Here is a 15,322-nt window from a genome sequence, read left to right on the forward strand (position 1 = left end):
GGATGTTAAGTATTTTGCCCGGTCAGCTACGGACGAAGCGGCGTTGCAACAGATGGTCGAGGCTCCATTTGCCGCCACCATGCAGGCACAGCAGCAGGAAACCGGCGGCACAGGAGATGTTTTTCAGCCACACCATCAGGTGTGCATGGCTGTAGCCCTGGTAGAACAGGAAACCCGCAACCACGGAGAAAACCGCCATAAAAATCGCTGTGAAACGGGTGAGGAAACCAAGGGCAATCGCCAGTCCACCGCCGACTTCCAGCAGGATTACCAGTGGCAGGAAAAAGCCTGGCACGTTGTTACTGGCCATCAGTTGCAGGTTGTCGCTGTAGTGGGAAATTTTGTCGACGCCGGAGGTAAAAAACAGGCCGACGGCCATCACCCGACCGAGGACGGCAAGCAGATCTTTGGACTGATTCATAATGTAACCATTCTGATATGTAGTTGTTAATGAACCAGACAGTACATTTTAAATCTTTACTAACTTTTACCATTTCGTGCTGACACAAACGGGCTGTTTTTTTGCGCGGGCGCGCGAATGGCACAATTTTGTACCGGAAGAAGTAAGCAATTGTTTCTTTTGTAACAGGCGGTTGAGAGCAGAGTTTGAAGTCGATCACACTATAGGCTCGCGTCAAAACCTGATGATGCGCTGTCACACAATGCTGATTTCTGAAGCCTCACGGCCCGATTATTTAACAAAAAGCGTTAGCCAATATGCAGGTATTGATGTCATCAGAAAGTGAACAAGTTGTTAACGCAGTATGGCGCGCAGTTTGCCGTGATTTTGCCCACATTTCTCCCGCTAAAAATACCGATAAATTCCCGACAGGAATGAATTCATAACTAACACAGAATATTTTTTATCAGTCTCCGATGCCAGGATGACGCTAAACCCTATCGGAGAACCATCATGACTTATCGCTTTCTCGTGACGACCACGAGCCTCGGCCAGGGAGGCCGCAACTTACTCGCTGACGCCCATTGCGTCGTGGATTATCTGGACAACGCCAACGATGCGGCGGAAGTGGAACGTCGGATGAGCAGCGTGCCTTATGACGCGGTGATTTCACGTACGGTTGAGTTAAGTGCCAAAGCGATAGCAGCCTGTCCGACGTTAAAAATCATCTGCAAACACGGTGTTGGCGTAACCAATATCGATGTTGAAGCCGCGACCCAGCAGGGAATCCCGGTACTGACAACCCCGGCGACTAACGCGCAATCGGTCGCGGAACTGACGCTGGCGCTGATGCTGAACTGCGCGCGCCGTCTGCCATTCTTCCAGCATGAAGTGGCTGCCGGTCGCTGGACGCGCAGCGGTGACGGCGAAGAGTTGCAGGGGAAAACGCTCGGCCTGGTAGGCTTCGGTGAAATCGGCCGCCGCGTAGCGCGTGTTGCACACGCCATCGGCATGCAGGTGGTATTTTTCGATCCGGCCATTGCTGCCGATGCCGATTTTGCAGGCGCACAGCGCTGTGCATCACTGGACGATTTACTGCCGCTGGCTGATGTGCTGAGCCTGCATTGCCCGGTGACGCCGAAAACCCGCCAGATGATCAATGTGAACTCGCTCGCACTTCTGCCGCAAGGTTCCATCCTGATTAACACCGCACGCGGCGAGCTGGTGGATGAGGAAGCACTGGCAACGGCGCTGCAAAATGGGCAGCTGCGCGCGGCGGCGCTGGACACCGTGGCCCAGGAGCCGCTGGCCGCCGATCATCCCTTCCGCGCCCTGCCGAATCTGATCATCACCCCGCATATTGGCGGCTCCACTCCACAGGCGCTGGACGCTGTGGCGCAAAGCGCGGCTCGCCAGTGTCTGGACTGGCTTGATAACCAACACATTCACCTTCCTGCTTGCGTTAATCCGCAGGTGCTTAACCGGAGTTAACTTATGACGATGCGAAGTGACTGGCCGATTGGCTATTTTATTGGCGAACGTGGCCCACAAATTGATAATGCTCTGCTTGCAGCCTTCCGCCAGCTGCCGGTGCCCAATATTGGTGACTCAATGGGCCGTAGCGTCGGCGCATTAGGGCTGACGGCCTATCACAACGATCCGCAGCTGGTACTGTGTGGTCCGGCATTGACGGTGAAAGTTCGCCCCGGCGACAACCTGATGATCCATAAAGCGATCGAACTGGCACAACCGGGCGACGTGATCGTGGTGGATGGTTCAGGTGACCTGACCCAGGCGCTGATTGGCGGCCTGATGCGCACTTCAGCAATAGCGAAGAAGATTGCGGGTTTCGTCATTGACGGCGCAGTACGCGATCTTAACGAATGGGCCGAAGGTGGCGTGGCGGTCTGGGCGCGGGGTAACACGCTGCGCGGCCCCTCCAAAGACGGCCCGGGAGAAGTGAACACCACGGTGCACTGTGCCGGTCTGGTGATTTCCCCTGGTGACCTGATCGTCGCCGACGCTGATGGCGTGATCGCCATTCCGCATGACGAGCTGAGCGTACTGCTGCCGCGCGTACAACAACATGCACAGCGTGAAGAGAAAATCCGTGCCAGCAATCTCGCCGGAACCAACGATCCGGAGCGGTTTAACGCGATTCTGCGTGCCAAAGGTTGTCCGTTATAACGTATCAGAACCGTAGCGGCGCAATTTATCGCGCCGCTACAGGCTGTCCAGAACACCTGCGCGTTCATCATTATAAAAACAGTGGAGTACCCTACCGTGCTTAAGAAAATTTCACTGAGCGAGTCGTTACCGCCACCGATTACCTGGCGTGACAATTTCACACCAGAAGAAGGTAAAGCCTTTGGTGCGCAGCTTTCCGCGCGACTGGAACGATTACCGGCCGCCCGCCCATTATGGCTCATTATCTTTGCGCTGGCCCTTGGCGGCTGGTTCGAAGTTTATGATGTGTTTCTCACCGCCTATATCGGGCCAGGCATGGTACGTGAGGGAATATTCACCCACGGCAGCCATAGCTTCTTTGATCCCAGCAGCCTTGGGGCATTTGTGGCAGCCATGTTCCTCGGCGTTTTTCTCGGTACGTTATTGATTGCCAATCTTGCGGACCGGATGGGACGCCGCAAAGTCTTCATCATCGCCTTGCTGGTGTATGCCATCGCCAGCGGCATTATGGCCTTCCAGCATCATCCGTATGCCATTGTGTTCTGGCGAATTATCTCGGGGATTGGTGTCGGGGCTGAGCTGGTTACCATTGATGCTTACGTATCAGAATTCATTCCGGCACGTCTGCGTGGCCGTTCATACGCGTTTGTGCAGGCGATTCAATACACCTCGATTCCGACTATCGCCTTTTTGTCATGGCAACTGGTGCCACTGGCTCCATTTGGGCTGACCGGCTGGCGCTGGGTGGTGTTATTTGGTTGCATTGGCGCGGTGATTGTCTGGTTAATCCGTATGGGACTGCCGGAAAGCCCGCGCTGGCTGGTAGAGCAAGGTCGCTACAAAGAAGCTGAAGATATCGTACGCCGCCTCGAAGCAAAGGTCGCCAAATCGACCGGCGCGGTATTACCTCCCGTTAACATCGAAGCACTGAAACCAGTGGAGAATGTCCCCGCAGTGAAAAATGAGATGTGGCGTCCCCCCTACCGTCGCCGCACCATCATGCTGCTGGTGTTCAACTTCTTTCAGTCAATTGGCTACTACGGCTTTGCCAGTTGGATCCCGACCCTGCTGGCAGCGAAAGGTGTCACCTTCACCCATAGCCTGCTGTATTCGTTCCTGATTGCGTTTGCCAGTCCGCTGGGACCGCTACTGGCCATGACCTTTGCTGACCGTATCGAACGTAAATGGCTGGTGAGTGGATCCGCGCTGGCGATAGCGCTGGTGGGCACGGTGTTTTCCTGGCAATCGCAGCCAGTGATGCTGGTCACCCTCGGTCTGTTGCTGTCGCTGGCCAGCACCTGTATGACTTTCTCGTATCGCGCCTATCAGGCGGAATTGTTCCCGACTCGTTTCCGTGCCAAAGCGATTGGCATGGTCTACTCAGTAAGCCGCATCAGCGGCATGCTATCGGGCTTTACCATCGCCTGGGTGCTGCACGAGATGGGGGTGGGTTCCGTGTTTATGGTGATCTCCACCGCGATGGCGATTGTGGTATTCACCATCGGCATTTTTGGTCCGCGCACCCTGAATCGTCGTCTGGAGGAGATTGCCTCCTGATGTCAGGTTTGGCAAAAATTGCGCAAATTGCCTGATTTGATCGCAATTAAAACATCAAGGGGATGCTTGCATTCCCTTTTTTGATCCAGCGCAAAAACATTCAGCGCATCTCCTGTCAGCTTATTCCTCACAGGGTCTTCACACCCACATAACAAGAGGATACGAAGATGAGCACTAAAGTGACTTTGGCAGGCGTGTTATTGGTCTGGCTGGTGTATGTCGGCTGGATGGTGAATTACTATGCAGGTACTTTCTCGTTGTTTACCCATTGATTGGTGTAGTGGCGTAATTTATCGTGCGCGGTTCACCCCCGCGCGATAAATTGCATCGCGACAAAGCGTGGCAAAAAAACGCCTGCCATTACCCAATTTATCGCATGGTGTTCAGATAAAAAATCGCATCATCTCTCATTTTAAATTCAATTAAACGTGAAAATTTCAGGCTAAAATCGCCAGTAATGAGTAGCCCCATTCACCTGGCACGGCAGCAAAAAGCATATCAAATCGCAATAATTACAATGCCTTTCCCGGTAATTAAGCATCTGAAACACCCGGATTAACATACTGCGAAAATCAGGGAAAATTCATTACTGAAGCGCAGATGAGTGTGTTTACACTGCTTGAAGTTGAAGAGTTACCGCTCGTTCAACACCTCAGTCAGTGACCAATCAAACATTCATCTACCGAGAGGTTCGTTATCATGCGAATACAAACTCCCTATTCCCATCTGACAGCACATCTGGATAGCGTATTTTTTGATGAGACATCATCGAGATATAAAACAAATCAAACAATTAAGGACTTCTGTAAAAATCTAACAAAGGTTATGAACACTGGCGTAAGTTATAATAAATTATTATCAAATTCATCAAAAAGTCGTATTCGTGGTGATTTCTCGCATATTAAAAAGTTGTCAAAAAAGATTCCCGTGGCAGAAGAGGAAGTTATTGCCAATATAGAAAAAGCAAAGTCTCAGGGTGAGAACCTGACTTTCTTTACTAAAACACAGTCAAAAATATCTGATGATATTAATAAACTTCAGTGTCTAATTAAAATGGCGGATTTTTTGACCCTGGGATTACGTCATCCCGACCCATCCTCTGTTACTGCTCCTGATGGTAAACTTATTACTGCATTAGCTTATTTATACGAATTTATTGATGACAGAAAAGTTTTTAATTATTTCTCGATCCATGGGCATTATCAGCTTCATGCCCCTCGTCTTCCGCAAAATAATCAGGTTGTTAATCGTGTGCTGCCCTCTGCCCCTGCCGCTGACGATCATTATTTAATGGGTCATCACAGTGGAAGAACCCCTGGTGAAGCCCCTCCCACCTACGAGCAGGCTATGCAACAAGGGCAAAATCAACGCATGAATGCCTATGCAAGTAGCCATTATCCCCGACCCGGCTGGTCAATGAACCGAATATGATCTACTATTCGACTCATTATGTGAGCCGAATAACCATCCTTATCGGCTCGAATTCCGGGCCGAATAAACGTTCCATTCAGCTCAAACACCGTAAAATGTTCGTGACGTTACATCCCTTCGACGATGGTAATGGGCGCATCACGCGCGCATTGACCGACCTGGCTCTGGCGCAGGCTGACAGTCAAAGTATTCGATTATATGCCATGTCGGCATCTATTCTGGCTCGCCGGTCTGATTACTACCGCATTTTGCAGGAGACACAACGCGGGGAGATGGATGTGACAGCCTGGCTGGCATGGTTCCTGGAGGTGCTCAACGACAGTCTTGAACAAGCCCTGGTCGTGGTAACTCGTATCCAGCAAAAAGCCCGCTTCTGGCTGAATCATCAGGGAACCGCGCTCAGCATGGAACAAACGAAGGTGCTTAATCGCTTGCTGGATGGCGGTGAGCAGGGCTTCGTGGATGGCATTAGCACAGGTCAGTATCAAAAAGCGGCAAAAGTGAGCAAATCCACGGCAACACGCCATTTGAACGAGTTACTGGAGAAGGGCTACCTGGAGAAACTTCCGGGCGGTGGCCGCAGCACTCGCTATCACATCAAACATTAATGCAGAAACAACAACGCCGTCATAAACGACGGCGTTGTTTCATATCAGGCGACCTTTACGGCGCGAACTTTCTTTTCCGGTGCATCGGCTGCCACTTCTACGGCATCATCCGCTTCGGCTGTTTCAGCTGACGCAGATTCTTCGGCATTCACCGGTTCTGGCAACTTGCTGGTGCGCAGAATGTGTTGCACCGCGTCTTTCTGCTCAGCCAGCTGCAGGCCCAGAGCCTCCGCCTGGCTTTCATCCATCTCTGGATTATTTTGCAACAGCCAGTCAGTAAAGGCATCTGCCATATCGAGCATCTTGTCCCAGGCATCTGCGTCTTTTTTATTGGCAAACGTCATTTTCTCTTCACCCTTTCTGACCACAACATATTTGGTTTCGACTGCCATGATGCACCTCGTTAACTGTATTTATATACAGTATATTCCGAATTATCGTTGCAGGGCAATGGCTTTTTGCCCGTCAGGCGATCAATTCCTGCAAAAAATCCGCGAGTGCTTTACGCGGATCATCCTCTTCAGACACGATCATCTCAATCCCCCACTGCCCCAATACCTCTTTTGCCACCGGATTATTACGGTTGGTAAACAGGTAGGATTTGGGCCGTGCTGACGCCAGACCGGTTCGTCCCCACATTTTCGTCAGCCGATAAAATAACAGACGGATATTAAAATCACTGATGCTGTAACCGACAAACAGCACCGAATTCCCCATCACATCATGCGTCAGCTTAATATCCAGCGGGGAATCAAAATAGAGTCGTTCAAAGTAGCTGCTTTCGTCCAAAACAATCGAGGTATCATCATCGAAATCACCGTGTAATTTGATGATATGGCGCTTATCTTCCGTCAATGACACCAGGTCAGCCGCGTTAGCCACTTTGCTGTAAGGTACATTATGCGCTTCGTGCGCCATCTCCAGCCAGCGATCGTAATTGGTGGTGTAAATCCGCGAGAAATTACCCTGAGTGATCATGGTATGAATTTCTGAACTGCGCACATCAATATCCGGGCGATGCCACTCGCGATCCATCCAGCTACGCAGCGGACCCAGTGACCCTTTACGTTGTTTGTAATACTCCGCCAGCGAAAGATGGGTGCCGTAGGTATTGAAGATCTTAGGGTCATAACCGAGTTCATTGGCGAGATGCGCGATCAGCTCATGCCACTCTGGCAACCCCAGGTTACGAGAGATGCCCGCTCCGGCAAACAGGATTAGCTTACCGGCATCATAAGCACGTTTCAGTTCCGGTTTCATGCCAGTCCCCGCGACGTTTTCAGAAAAGTGGCAAAACGATCCAGCGCCAGTCGCCGCATGGAAACCTCATTTTTTAACTCGCCCATTTCAGCAAAAGTTTGTGTATGTCCTTCAGGGATAAATACGCAATCCCACTGGAATTCACGCGGTCCGGCCGCCTCAGCAGCAATGGTGCCACGGACTTCACCTTCAAACAGATACATCTTACGACCATCACAGTAGCCGAGCACAGTTTTGGCCGTCACGCTCTGACTCTCCAGCCCCTGTACCAGCTTGGTAAAGCGCTCCGCCTCCAGGCGGTTCCAGAAGATACGTGTCAACCCGGCAGGTAGGCCGTTTAACCCGTCGAGGTACAAACCGGTATGTTCAACAAACAGCGGGCGGCCAATAATCGAGAACGCCTTGGTGAGCTTATCGCGCACCAGCTCAACCTCGTTCTCTGTCTGGATTTCTTCAATACGGCGCGCGATGGGGAGCACCTCCACGCCCACCGGTTCGAGGATGGTACGCACCTCGGCCAGTTTATGCTCGTTTGCGGATAGAAAACGTATTTTCATTGCAACCAGTTGATTTCAAATGGGTGAATAGCAGCAGATTATAAGTTTATGCCGCAAGATAGCTGCTTTCGATGACAGTTTATTGTGACGATGCGACTTTAGTCCCACCGTGTTTGTGAGGATAGTGCAGTTTATTCTGAATGCAACCGATTGACGCACAAAGGAGAAAAAGGATGAGTGGCGTTAATTATCTCTGGTTTATCGGGGGCTTTGGCCGGGGCTGTCTGCCCCGGCGGTGACAATGAGGCTCATCACAACACCCGCGCCAGAAAACGTTTCGTTCGTTCGTGACGCGGCTGGTTCAACACCTGATGGCTGCTGCCCTGCTCAATGATGCGGCCATCGACCATAAACACCACGTTATCCGCCACCTCGCGCGCAAAGCCAATCTCGTGGGTGACGATCACCAGCGTGGTGCCAGATCGCGCCAGCTTTTTGATCACATCCAGCACTTCCCCCACCAGTTCCGGATCGAGCGCTGAGGTGGGTTCATCGAACAACATCACACGCGGATTAAGCATCAGTGCCCGGGCAATGGCGATACGCTGCTGCTGTCCACCGGAAAGATGACGAGGCCAGGCATCGGCCTTATGGCGTAAGCCAACAATATCCAACAGTTCACCCGCCCGGATGACCGCCTCCCTGCGGGAAAGCTGACGATGTGCCACCGGTGCTTCAATCAGGTTCTCCAGCACTGTCAGATGTGGGAACAGATTGAAGTTCTGAAACACGTAGCCCACGTTGATACGCTGACGCAGAATGGCGTTCTCTTTCAGTTCGTAAAGTTTATCGCCCCGTCGCTGATAACCGATGTACTCACCATCGATCTGGATAAACCCTTCATCCACCCGTTCCAGATGGTTGATGGTACGCAGCAGCGTCGATTTTCCTGAGCCGGAAGGGCCGAGGATCACCGTGACCGAACCCGGTGCCAGCTCCAGTGACACATCATCCAGCGCCTGATGGCTGCCAAAGAATTTGCTGACGCCGGTGATGCTGATGGCTCCGGTAGCGTGCAGATTGCGGTAATCAATGGCTTCGGACATGAGAAAGTTCCTCGTTGGCGGCATCTGTTGCCACGCGATTGCGCCACTGACGCCAGCGCGATGGTTGTGGTTCCCGGCTGACGCTACGTGCCAGCCAGCGTTCCACACTGTGTTGTAACAGCGACAATACGGTCGTGATGATCAGATACCAGGCGGCACCGACCATCAGCAGCGGGATGACCTGCTGAGTGCGGTTGTAGATCATCTGAATGGTATAAAACAGCTCCGGCATCGCCAGCACGTACACCATCGCCGTGCCTTTCGCGAGGCTGATTACTTCATTAAACGCGGTGGGAATAATGGCACGCAGTGCCTGCGGCAGAATGATGCGAAACGTACGACGCGAAGAGGATAAACCCAGCGCTGAAGCGGCCTCGAACTGACCATGATCGACGCCGAGAAAACCGCCGCGAATGATCTCCGCACTGTAAGCGCTTTGCACCAGGGTCAGGCCAATCACTGCCGCCGGAAACTGCCCCAGCACGTTGATGGTCTGGAAGTGCCCCCAGGATAATGTGGTAAACGGAACGCCGAAGGACAGCGTGTCGTACAAATAGGAGAAGTTATACAGAATGATCAGTACCACAATCAGCGGCAGCGATCGGAACAACCAGATATAGCCGAACGCCAGCGAACTTAACAACCAGGATGATGACAGGCGTGCCAACGCCAGCAGACCGCCAAATATCAGGCTGAAGAACGTGCCAAAAAGTGTCAGCAACAGAGTTTGCCCTAAGCCACTGAGGATCACCGGGTCGAAAAACCAGCGGGCAAACACGCCCCACTCCCAGCGTGGATTAAACGCTACCGAATCAATCACCCCTGCCAGGATAAACAGCGCGACAATGGCCCCGATAGTCCGAGCCGGATAGCGTGCAGGGACCACGGTTAAACGTTGTTCAGTTTTCATGCGGGTTCCTTAGCTGGCTTCGGCCACGCTATGCACATCAATCACTTTGAGAAAACGCAAACGCCCGTCATTGGGTGGCTGGCCATAGATCTCCATATCATCACGCAGTTCAAACTGCGGCTGATAACCATGGCCGATATACAACCGCACCGCTTCAGGCTGGCGAAAGCCGGTGGTGAGGTAGATACGCTGATAACCGGCGCGCTGCGCACGCCGCTCCAGCTCCTGTAAAATCAGCAACGCCAGCCCCTGGCGACGCAGATCCCCGCGTGTCCAGATACGTTTCAGCTCGGCGGTGTGCTCGTCATAAGGTTTGTAGGCTCCCATCGCAATGATTTCGCCCTCCCGCTCCAGCACGATAAACAGGCCGCGCGGCGGTAAGTACCATTCGGTCAGTTCCACTTCTTTGCTGTTGCGGAAAAAATCACCGTAGCGGGCCTCATATTCACCAAACAATCCGTTCAGGATAGGTTGGAGTTCCGGCGCTTCCGGCGAAACCTCGCGGAAAAAATGCTGGCTCATCTCGCCTCCTTAATCGCCCAGACCGGCCGGATTCACTTCAGAATGATCGATGTGTTCTACACCCTCACCCCAGCGATTCAGCACCCGGAGGTAATCACCGTTCTGCATTACGCCGTTAAGCGCGGTGCTGATCGGTTCTGCCAGGCCGCTACCCTTTTTCACCGTCACCGCGATGTGTGCCGCCTTTGGCCAGCCACCATCCACACTGCCGACCAGACGTGTCTGCCCGGTCAGCGCGGCTTTCCATGCACCAATCACATTCGGGCCGAAGTAAGCGTCAGCGCGACCGGATTGCAGCGCGAGGGTTTGTGCCGCGTCGTCTTTGGTATAAATCGGTGTGAACGGCTTCAGCCCTTTGGCCTGATTCTCTTTATCCCACGCCAGCAAAATCGCTTCCTGATTGGTACCGGATCCGACGATGATGCGCAGCCCGGCGATATCTGCGGCTTTGGTCAGGGATTTGATCGGGCTGCTGGTTTTGACATAGAAACCGAGGGAGTCCTTGCGGTAGGTGGCAAAATCAAAGCGTTCTTTGCGTTCTTTAGTCACGGTGATATTGCTGATGGCCGCGTCGTATTTACCGGATGCCACTCCCAGCGGCCAATCCTCCCAGGAGGTCGGTACGATGTTAAGTTTCAACCCGAGGCTATCCGCCACCAGCCGGGCGATATCCACTTCACTGCCGAGTAACGTTTTGTTGTCATCGCTGAATACCGTTAGCGGAGGGGAGTTCTGTGCGGCCACTGCCACGGTAAAGCTACCAGGCACGGCAAAATGGTGTCCGGCGGGGATTTGTGCCACCGCAGCGCTATTTTTCCCGGTGTTAATCGGGGTTTTGTTGGCTTCGAGACTGACCTGCTGACCATTCAGCGCCACCTCTTCGGCGAGGGCGGACATACTGCTGGTCACGAATAACAGGGCGATGAGGGCGATCTTCTTCTGCATAGCGGCTACTCGCTTTTATTGTTGTGTGAACTGGTTTTGCGGATCCGGCAGGGCAAAACTGGCGCGTAACGTGCTGCCCGGGTATTCACGACGCGATAAACCCCGCGCCTGTAAAATCGGTACCACGCGATCGACAAAACGTTCGAAGGTATCCGGCGTGCCGCCCTGAATGATGAAGCCGTCAGTGGCTGCGCTTTCGAACCACAGTTGCAGGCCGTCGGCAATCTGTTCCGGCGTACCGTGGAACAGCGGACGGGGCGTGGCTGCTTCCAGAGCAGCCTGAAGCAGCGTATGACCCTGCTCGCGTGCTTTGCGTTTGATCTCATCGGTGGTGCTGCGGAAGCTGTTCTGCCCGATATCACCAATATCGGGAAAGGGTTCATCTAGCGGATACTGCGAGAAATCGTGATGATCGAAGAAGCGTCCGAGATAATTCAGCGCATCGGTGATTGAGACCAGCGCTGCGGTGGTTTGATACTGGCGTTCCACATCGTCGGCATCATCCCCCACAATCACGCTGACGCCCTGGAAAATATGCAAATCCTCTGGCTGACGACCCTGCGCCACCAGCTGTGTTTTCACATCCCGATAGAATGCCTGGGCCTCTTCTCGTGTGGGCTGGTGAGTGAAAATGGCATCCGCATGGCGTGCGGCCAGCTTTTTACCATCTTCGGATGCGCCAGCCTGGAAGATAATCGGACGCCCCTGCGGCGTACGGGCGATGTTGAGTGGCCCCTGCACCTGGAAAAAATCACCATGATGATCCAGCGTGTGCAATTTGGTGGGATCGAAGAACTGGCCGCTCTCCTTGTTGCGTACAAAGGCATCGCCTTCCCAGGAATCCCACAACCCTTTCACCACCTGCAAATACTCATCGGCGATGCGATAGCGCAATGCGTGTTCCGGGTGTTGCTGACGCGAAAAGTTCTTCGCTGATCCTTCCAGCGGTGACGTCACCACGTTCCAGCCCGCACGCCCACCACTCAGATGGTCGAGACTGGCGAACTGACGCGCCACGGTAAAAGGTTCGCTGTACGAGGTGGATACGGTGCCCACTAATCCGAGATGCTGCGTCACGCCAGCCAATGCCGACAGCAGCGTCAGGGGTTCGAAACGGTTGAGGAAATGAGGAATCGACTTTTCATTAATAAACAGGCCATCGGCAACAAACAGGAAATCCAGCTTGCCCTGTTCTGCTTTGCGCGCGATATGTCTGGCGTAGTCAAAATTGATGCTGGCGTCCGCCTGTGCCGCCGGATGGCGCCAGGCAGACATATTACCGGATGCGCCGTGCAGAATAGTGCCCAGTCGCAGTTGTCTGGTAGTCATAATCGTTTCTCTCTGTCCATAGCACATGTCGATTAAAAGATGGGGTAATTTGTTAGCTCAGGATGACGTCACGACATCGTGCGTTGAGATGTTGCAACGCCTGCTGAGCCAGTTGTGCAAAGTAACTGGCAGCGGGTGCGATTAAGGCTTCATCCGGGTTAAATCCGCCATGATGCAGACCAAAATCACTGGCGCTGCCGATGCTGACAAATGCACCGGGGATCAGTTGCAGGTAAAAGGCGAAGTCCTCACCGCCAAGGTGCAGATCGGCGGTTTGCACCCGATATCCAGCCTGTTGCGCGATATCGCTGGCAAAAGCTGCCCATTGTGGGTCGTTCTCCAGCACCGGCGGACCGGCGTGCCAGCTCAGAGTGGCAGTGGCACCCTGCGCGCCGGCGACGCTTTCCACCAGACGTCGCACGCGTTGTTCCAGTTGTTGCCGGACCAGCAAATCGTGCGTACGTGCGGTGCCGCCAAACTCAACTTCTCCCGGCAGCACATTCCAGGTTTTGCCGCCGTCGATGCGGGTAATACTGAGCACCAGGCTGTCGAGGGTATTAAAACTGCGACTGGTCAGGGATTGCAGCGCCTGAATGATCTGGCTGGCGACCACGATGCTATCCACCCCCTGTTCCGGATGCGCCGCATGGGCCCCTTTACCGTTGACGCGAATCACAAAGCGATCGGCATTGGCATAAAAAGCGCCGCCGCGTGTGGCGAAGGTACCTGTCGGCAATCCTGGTTCGTTATGCATACCAAAAATCGCCTGCACATCCTGCAACACACCTGCGCGGATAAATTGCCGTGCGCCGGTGGCATTCTCTTCGCCAGGCTGAAACAGAATGCGAATGCGCCCTGGCAACTGTGCTTCCTGCGCTTTAAGTTGCAGTGCAGCACCCAGCATTACCGCGCTGTGCACATCGTGGCCGCAGGCGTGCATCACACCGGTATGACGCGATCGATAGGGCAAGCCAGTCGCTTCGTGGATCGGTAAAGCATCGATATCTGCGCGTAACGCAATGACGGTGTCGCCCTGGCCGATTTCTGCCACCACACCAGTTTCCAGCCCATAATCCAGCAAACGTATGCCTGCCGCCTGTAACCATCCTCGCAGGCGCGCGGTGGTCTCAACTTCGTGGCTGGAGAGTTCCGGCCAGCTATGCAGCTCACGCCGCCAGTCAATCAGCTGTTGTTGTGAAAATTGCGTCATGGTTGCCTCCGAAGTACGTCGTTCAGGCCGCAACCAGACGATGGGTTGCCAGTAGTTCGAGGGATTTCAGACGGGCATGCTCACCCACCACCGGTGAATCAATCACGAACTCGTCGATGCCGAAGTTTTGATGCAGTGCCTCAAGCTGCGCATGTACCTGGGCTGCTGTGCCTTTCAGCAAAGAAGGTGTTCGCGGTTCAATCACGTAATCGTGGTACCCGCCCTGGCGTACATAGCGTTCTGCCTGCTCAATGCTGCCAACATTGACGCTTTGCCCGTCTTTCACTGTGACGCGATAGAAGCGTAGATTGCTGACCAGCAGATCAGCTTCTGCCGGAGAATCCGCCACCACCACCTGCACTGCCACCAGCGCACGCTGGCCGTGACTGAGCTGGTGGTAACGTCCCAGCACCCTCTCCAGCAACTGGCGATCACCATTGAGATGGGCGGCGAACACCAGTTGCCAGCCGAGTTCTGCCGCCAGCTGCGCACTTTCTTCACTGGCTCCCAGCAGAAAACGATTAGCCGGACGGGCAGGCTGCGGGGTTGCGTTAAGGGTTTCCTCATCACTGTGTAACGCGGCGGGTTGTAACCAGCCATCCAGCAACGCCAGTTGCTCAGCAAAACTGCCTTTTTCATCCTGATGAACGCCCAGCTGGAGCGCCCGGGTGGACAGTGGCAACCCACCGGGAGCCTTGCCTACACCAAGATCGATACGACCCGGAGCCAGCGACGCCAGCAGATTAAAGTTTTCCGCCACTTTGTATGGGCTGTAATGCTGCAACATCACGCCACCCGAGCCAACGCGGATATGACGTGTCTGGCCAATAATCCAGGCAATCAGTAATTCCGGCGCCGGGCTGGCCAGCTGGGCCGAGTTATGGTGTTCAGCCAGCCAAAAGCGGTGATACCCCCATGCTTCCGCCTGTTGTGCCAGATGCAGGGTACGATGCAACGCATGAGTTGCACTCTCTCCTTCGGCAATCGGCGATTTATCCAGCAAACTCAGTCGGTATGACATACGCCTTATCCTTTCTGCAATGAATATGGCGGCTAGTGTGGAACGGGGCTTTTATTTCGCAAAACATGAAATAATCGCATTCATTTTTATTTTTGTTATATCAACAAGATATGATTTATTTAATGCAGAAAAATCCTTATAAAACACACAATTATGTACACTTTATATTTATGTGTTTATCTTACTGCGGTTGGTGGGATTGTTAGAAATGAGGTATTCAGAAAAGGTATGCAGAATTAAGCCTTAGAAAAGGTGCTCCCAATCCAAGGCTTTAATCATGAGAGGAAAAGTGGTTCAAGTCGTCGGCCCCGCACCATTCCGCGCACGCGTAACTACCCT

Annotated in this window: 15 protein-coding genes and 1 pseudogene; 5 read left to right on the forward strand and 11 right to left on the reverse strand. The window is 53.4% G+C overall.

Annotation, left to right across the window (positions count from 1 at the left end; all coding sequences use genetic code 11):
- Window positions 1-22: 22 nt before the first annotated feature.
- Window positions 23-421: a DoxX family protein gene (locus RCF31_RS21185; protein ID WP_416413741.1), complete on the reverse strand. Its 399-nt coding sequence runs from the start codon at window positions 419-421 to the stop codon at window positions 23-25.
- A 492-nt stretch (window positions 422-913) separates the two neighbouring features.
- Between RCF31_RS21185 and RCF31_RS21190 the strand changes: the two genes are divergently transcribed.
- The 5 genes and pseudogenes from RCF31_RS21190 to RCF31_RS21210 all read left to right on the forward strand — a co-directional run.
- Complete coding sequence (locus tag RCF31_RS21190) at window positions 914-1,891, forward strand: hydroxyacid dehydrogenase (protein WP_416413742.1); 978 nt, start codon at window positions 914-916, stop codon at window positions 1,889-1,891.
- A 3-nt stretch (window positions 1,892-1,894) separates the two neighbouring features.
- Entirely contained in the window at window positions 1,895-2,587 is a 693-nt protein-coding gene (locus RCF31_RS21195; protein ID WP_416413743.1) for an RraA family protein, read from the forward strand.
- 96 nt (window positions 2,588-2,683) lie between these two features.
- Window positions 2,684-4,144 carry an MFS transporter gene (locus RCF31_RS21200; protein WP_299450046.1) on the forward strand — a complete coding sequence of 487 codons (1,461 nt, stop codon included), beginning with the start codon at window positions 2,684-2,686 and terminating at the stop codon, window positions 4,142-4,144.
- Window positions 4,145-4,843: 699 nt separating this feature from the next.
- Window positions 4,844-5,575: a hypothetical protein gene (locus RCF31_RS21205; RefSeq protein ID WP_416413744.1), complete on the forward strand. Its 732-nt coding sequence runs from the start codon at window positions 4,844-4,846 to the stop codon at window positions 5,573-5,575.
- Between the two features lie 98 nt (window positions 5,576-5,673).
- Window positions 5,674-6,183, forward strand: a pseudogene (locus tag RCF31_RS21210) (Fic family protein); the annotation flags it as partial.
- Between the two features lie 44 nt (window positions 6,184-6,227).
- On the opposite strand, the gene RCF31_RS21215 reads toward RCF31_RS21210, so the two are convergent.
- From RCF31_RS21215 to RCF31_RS21260, 10 genes are all read right to left on the reverse strand, one after another.
- Window positions 6,228-6,575, reverse strand: a complete 348-nt coding sequence (locus RCF31_RS21215) for a YebG family protein (RefSeq protein WP_416413745.1) — start codon at window positions 6,573-6,575, stop codon at window positions 6,228-6,230.
- Between the two features lie 73 nt (window positions 6,576-6,648).
- Window positions 6,649-7,443 carry an SIR2 family protein gene (locus RCF31_RS21220; protein WP_084880999.1) on the reverse strand — a complete coding sequence of 265 codons (795 nt, stop codon included), beginning with the start codon at window positions 7,441-7,443 and terminating at the stop codon, window positions 6,649-6,651.
- Entirely contained in the window at window positions 7,440-8,000 is a 561-nt protein-coding gene (locus RCF31_RS21225) for a non-canonical purine NTP pyrophosphatase (protein ID WP_084881000.1), read from the reverse strand. Before RCF31_RS21225 ends, RCF31_RS21220 begins: the two co-directional genes overlap by 4 nt.
- 251 nt (window positions 8,001-8,251) lie before the next feature.
- The gene (locus RCF31_RS21230; protein ID WP_416413746.1) at window positions 8,252-9,046 is read right to left on the reverse strand and encodes an amino acid ABC transporter ATP-binding protein; all 795 of its coding nucleotides are present in this window, start codon (window positions 9,044-9,046) and stop codon (window positions 8,252-8,254) included.
- On the reverse strand, window positions 9,030-9,956 hold the full coding sequence (locus RCF31_RS21235; protein ID WP_416413747.1) for an amino acid ABC transporter permease: 927 nt from the start codon (window positions 9,954-9,956) through the stop codon (window positions 9,030-9,032). Before RCF31_RS21235 ends, RCF31_RS21230 begins: the two co-directional genes overlap by 17 nt.
- 9 nt (window positions 9,957-9,965) lie before the next feature.
- Window positions 9,966-10,478 (reverse strand): GNAT family N-acetyltransferase, encoded by a 513-nt coding sequence (locus RCF31_RS21240; protein WP_299450075.1) that lies wholly within the window; start codon window positions 10,476-10,478, stop codon window positions 9,966-9,968.
- Window positions 10,479-10,487: 9 nt separating this feature from the next.
- A complete protein-coding gene (locus RCF31_RS21245; protein WP_299450077.1) occupies window positions 10,488-11,423 on the reverse strand; it encodes an ABC transporter substrate-binding protein in 936 nt (311 codons plus the stop codon).
- A 15-nt stretch (window positions 11,424-11,438) separates the two neighbouring features.
- Window positions 11,439-12,752, reverse strand: coding sequence for an LLM class flavin-dependent oxidoreductase (locus RCF31_RS21250; RefSeq protein WP_416413748.1), 1,314 nt, complete (start codon window positions 12,750-12,752; stop codon window positions 11,439-11,441).
- A 52-nt stretch (window positions 12,753-12,804) separates the two neighbouring features.
- Window positions 12,805-13,962 carry an amidohydrolase gene (locus tag RCF31_RS21255; protein WP_416413749.1) on the reverse strand — a complete coding sequence of 386 codons (1,158 nt, stop codon included), beginning with the start codon at window positions 13,960-13,962 and terminating at the stop codon, window positions 12,805-12,807.
- Window positions 13,963-13,984: 22 nt separating this feature from the next.
- Window positions 13,985-14,983, reverse strand: coding sequence for an MsnO8 family LLM class oxidoreductase (locus RCF31_RS21260; protein ID WP_416413750.1), 999 nt, complete (start codon window positions 14,981-14,983; stop codon window positions 13,985-13,987).
- Window positions 14,984-15,322 lie beyond the last annotated feature (339 nt).

Origin of the sequence: Pantoea sp. App145 (assembly GCF_047947045.1) — a bacterium.
Taxonomy (GTDB): Bacteria; Pseudomonadota; Gammaproteobacteria; order Enterobacterales; family Enterobacteriaceae; genus Pantoea.

What these genes read in the sequence shown, in the direction of transcription:
- RCF31_RS21185 (WP_416413741.1), bottom strand. Translation starts at nt 421, where the DNA reads ATGAATCAGTCCAAAGATCTGCTTGCCGTCCTCGGTCGGGTGATGGCC.
- RCF31_RS21190 (WP_416413742.1), top strand. Translation starts at nt 914, where the DNA reads ATGACTTATCGCTTTCTCGTGACGACCACGAGCCTCGGCCAGGGAGGC.
- RCF31_RS21195 (WP_416413743.1), top strand. Translation starts at nt 1,895, where the DNA reads ATGACGATGCGAAGTGACTGGCCGATTGGCTATTTTATTGGCGAACGT.
- RCF31_RS21205 (WP_416413744.1), top strand. Translation starts at nt 4,844, where the DNA reads ATGCGAATACAAACTCCCTATTCCCATCTGACAGCACATCTGGATAGC.
- RCF31_RS21215 (WP_416413745.1), bottom strand. Translation starts at nt 6,575, where the DNA reads ATGGCAGTCGAAACCAAATATGTTGTGGTCAGAAAGGGTGAAGAGAAA.
- RCF31_RS21220 (WP_084880999.1), bottom strand. Translation starts at nt 7,443, where the DNA reads ATGAAACCGGAACTGAAACGTGCTTATGATGCCGGTAAGCTAATCCTG.
- RCF31_RS21225 (WP_084881000.1), bottom strand. Translation starts at nt 8,000, where the DNA reads ATGAAAATACGTTTTCTATCCGCAAACGAGCATAAACTGGCCGAGGTG.
- RCF31_RS21230 (WP_416413746.1), bottom strand. Translation starts at nt 9,046, where the DNA reads ATGTCCGAAGCCATTGATTACCGCAATCTGCACGCTACCGGAGCCATC.
- RCF31_RS21235 (WP_416413747.1), bottom strand. Translation starts at nt 9,956, where the DNA reads ATGAAAACTGAACAACGTTTAACCGTGGTCCCTGCACGCTATCCGGCT.
- RCF31_RS21240 (WP_299450075.1), bottom strand. Translation starts at nt 10,478, where the DNA reads ATGAGCCAGCATTTTTTCCGCGAGGTTTCGCCGGAAGCGCCGGAACTC.
- RCF31_RS21245 (WP_299450077.1), bottom strand. Translation starts at nt 11,423, where the DNA reads ATGCAGAAGAAGATCGCCCTCATCGCCCTGTTATTCGTGACCAGCAGT.
- RCF31_RS21250 (WP_416413748.1), bottom strand. Translation starts at nt 12,752, where the DNA reads ATGACTACCAGACAACTGCGACTGGGCACTATTCTGCACGGCGCATCC.
- RCF31_RS21255 (WP_416413749.1), bottom strand. Translation starts at nt 13,962, where the DNA reads ATGACGCAATTTTCACAACAACAGCTGATTGACTGGCGGCGTGAGCTG.
- RCF31_RS21260 (WP_416413750.1), bottom strand. Translation starts at nt 14,983, where the DNA reads ATGTCATACCGACTGAGTTTGCTGGATAAATCGCCGATTGCCGAAGGA.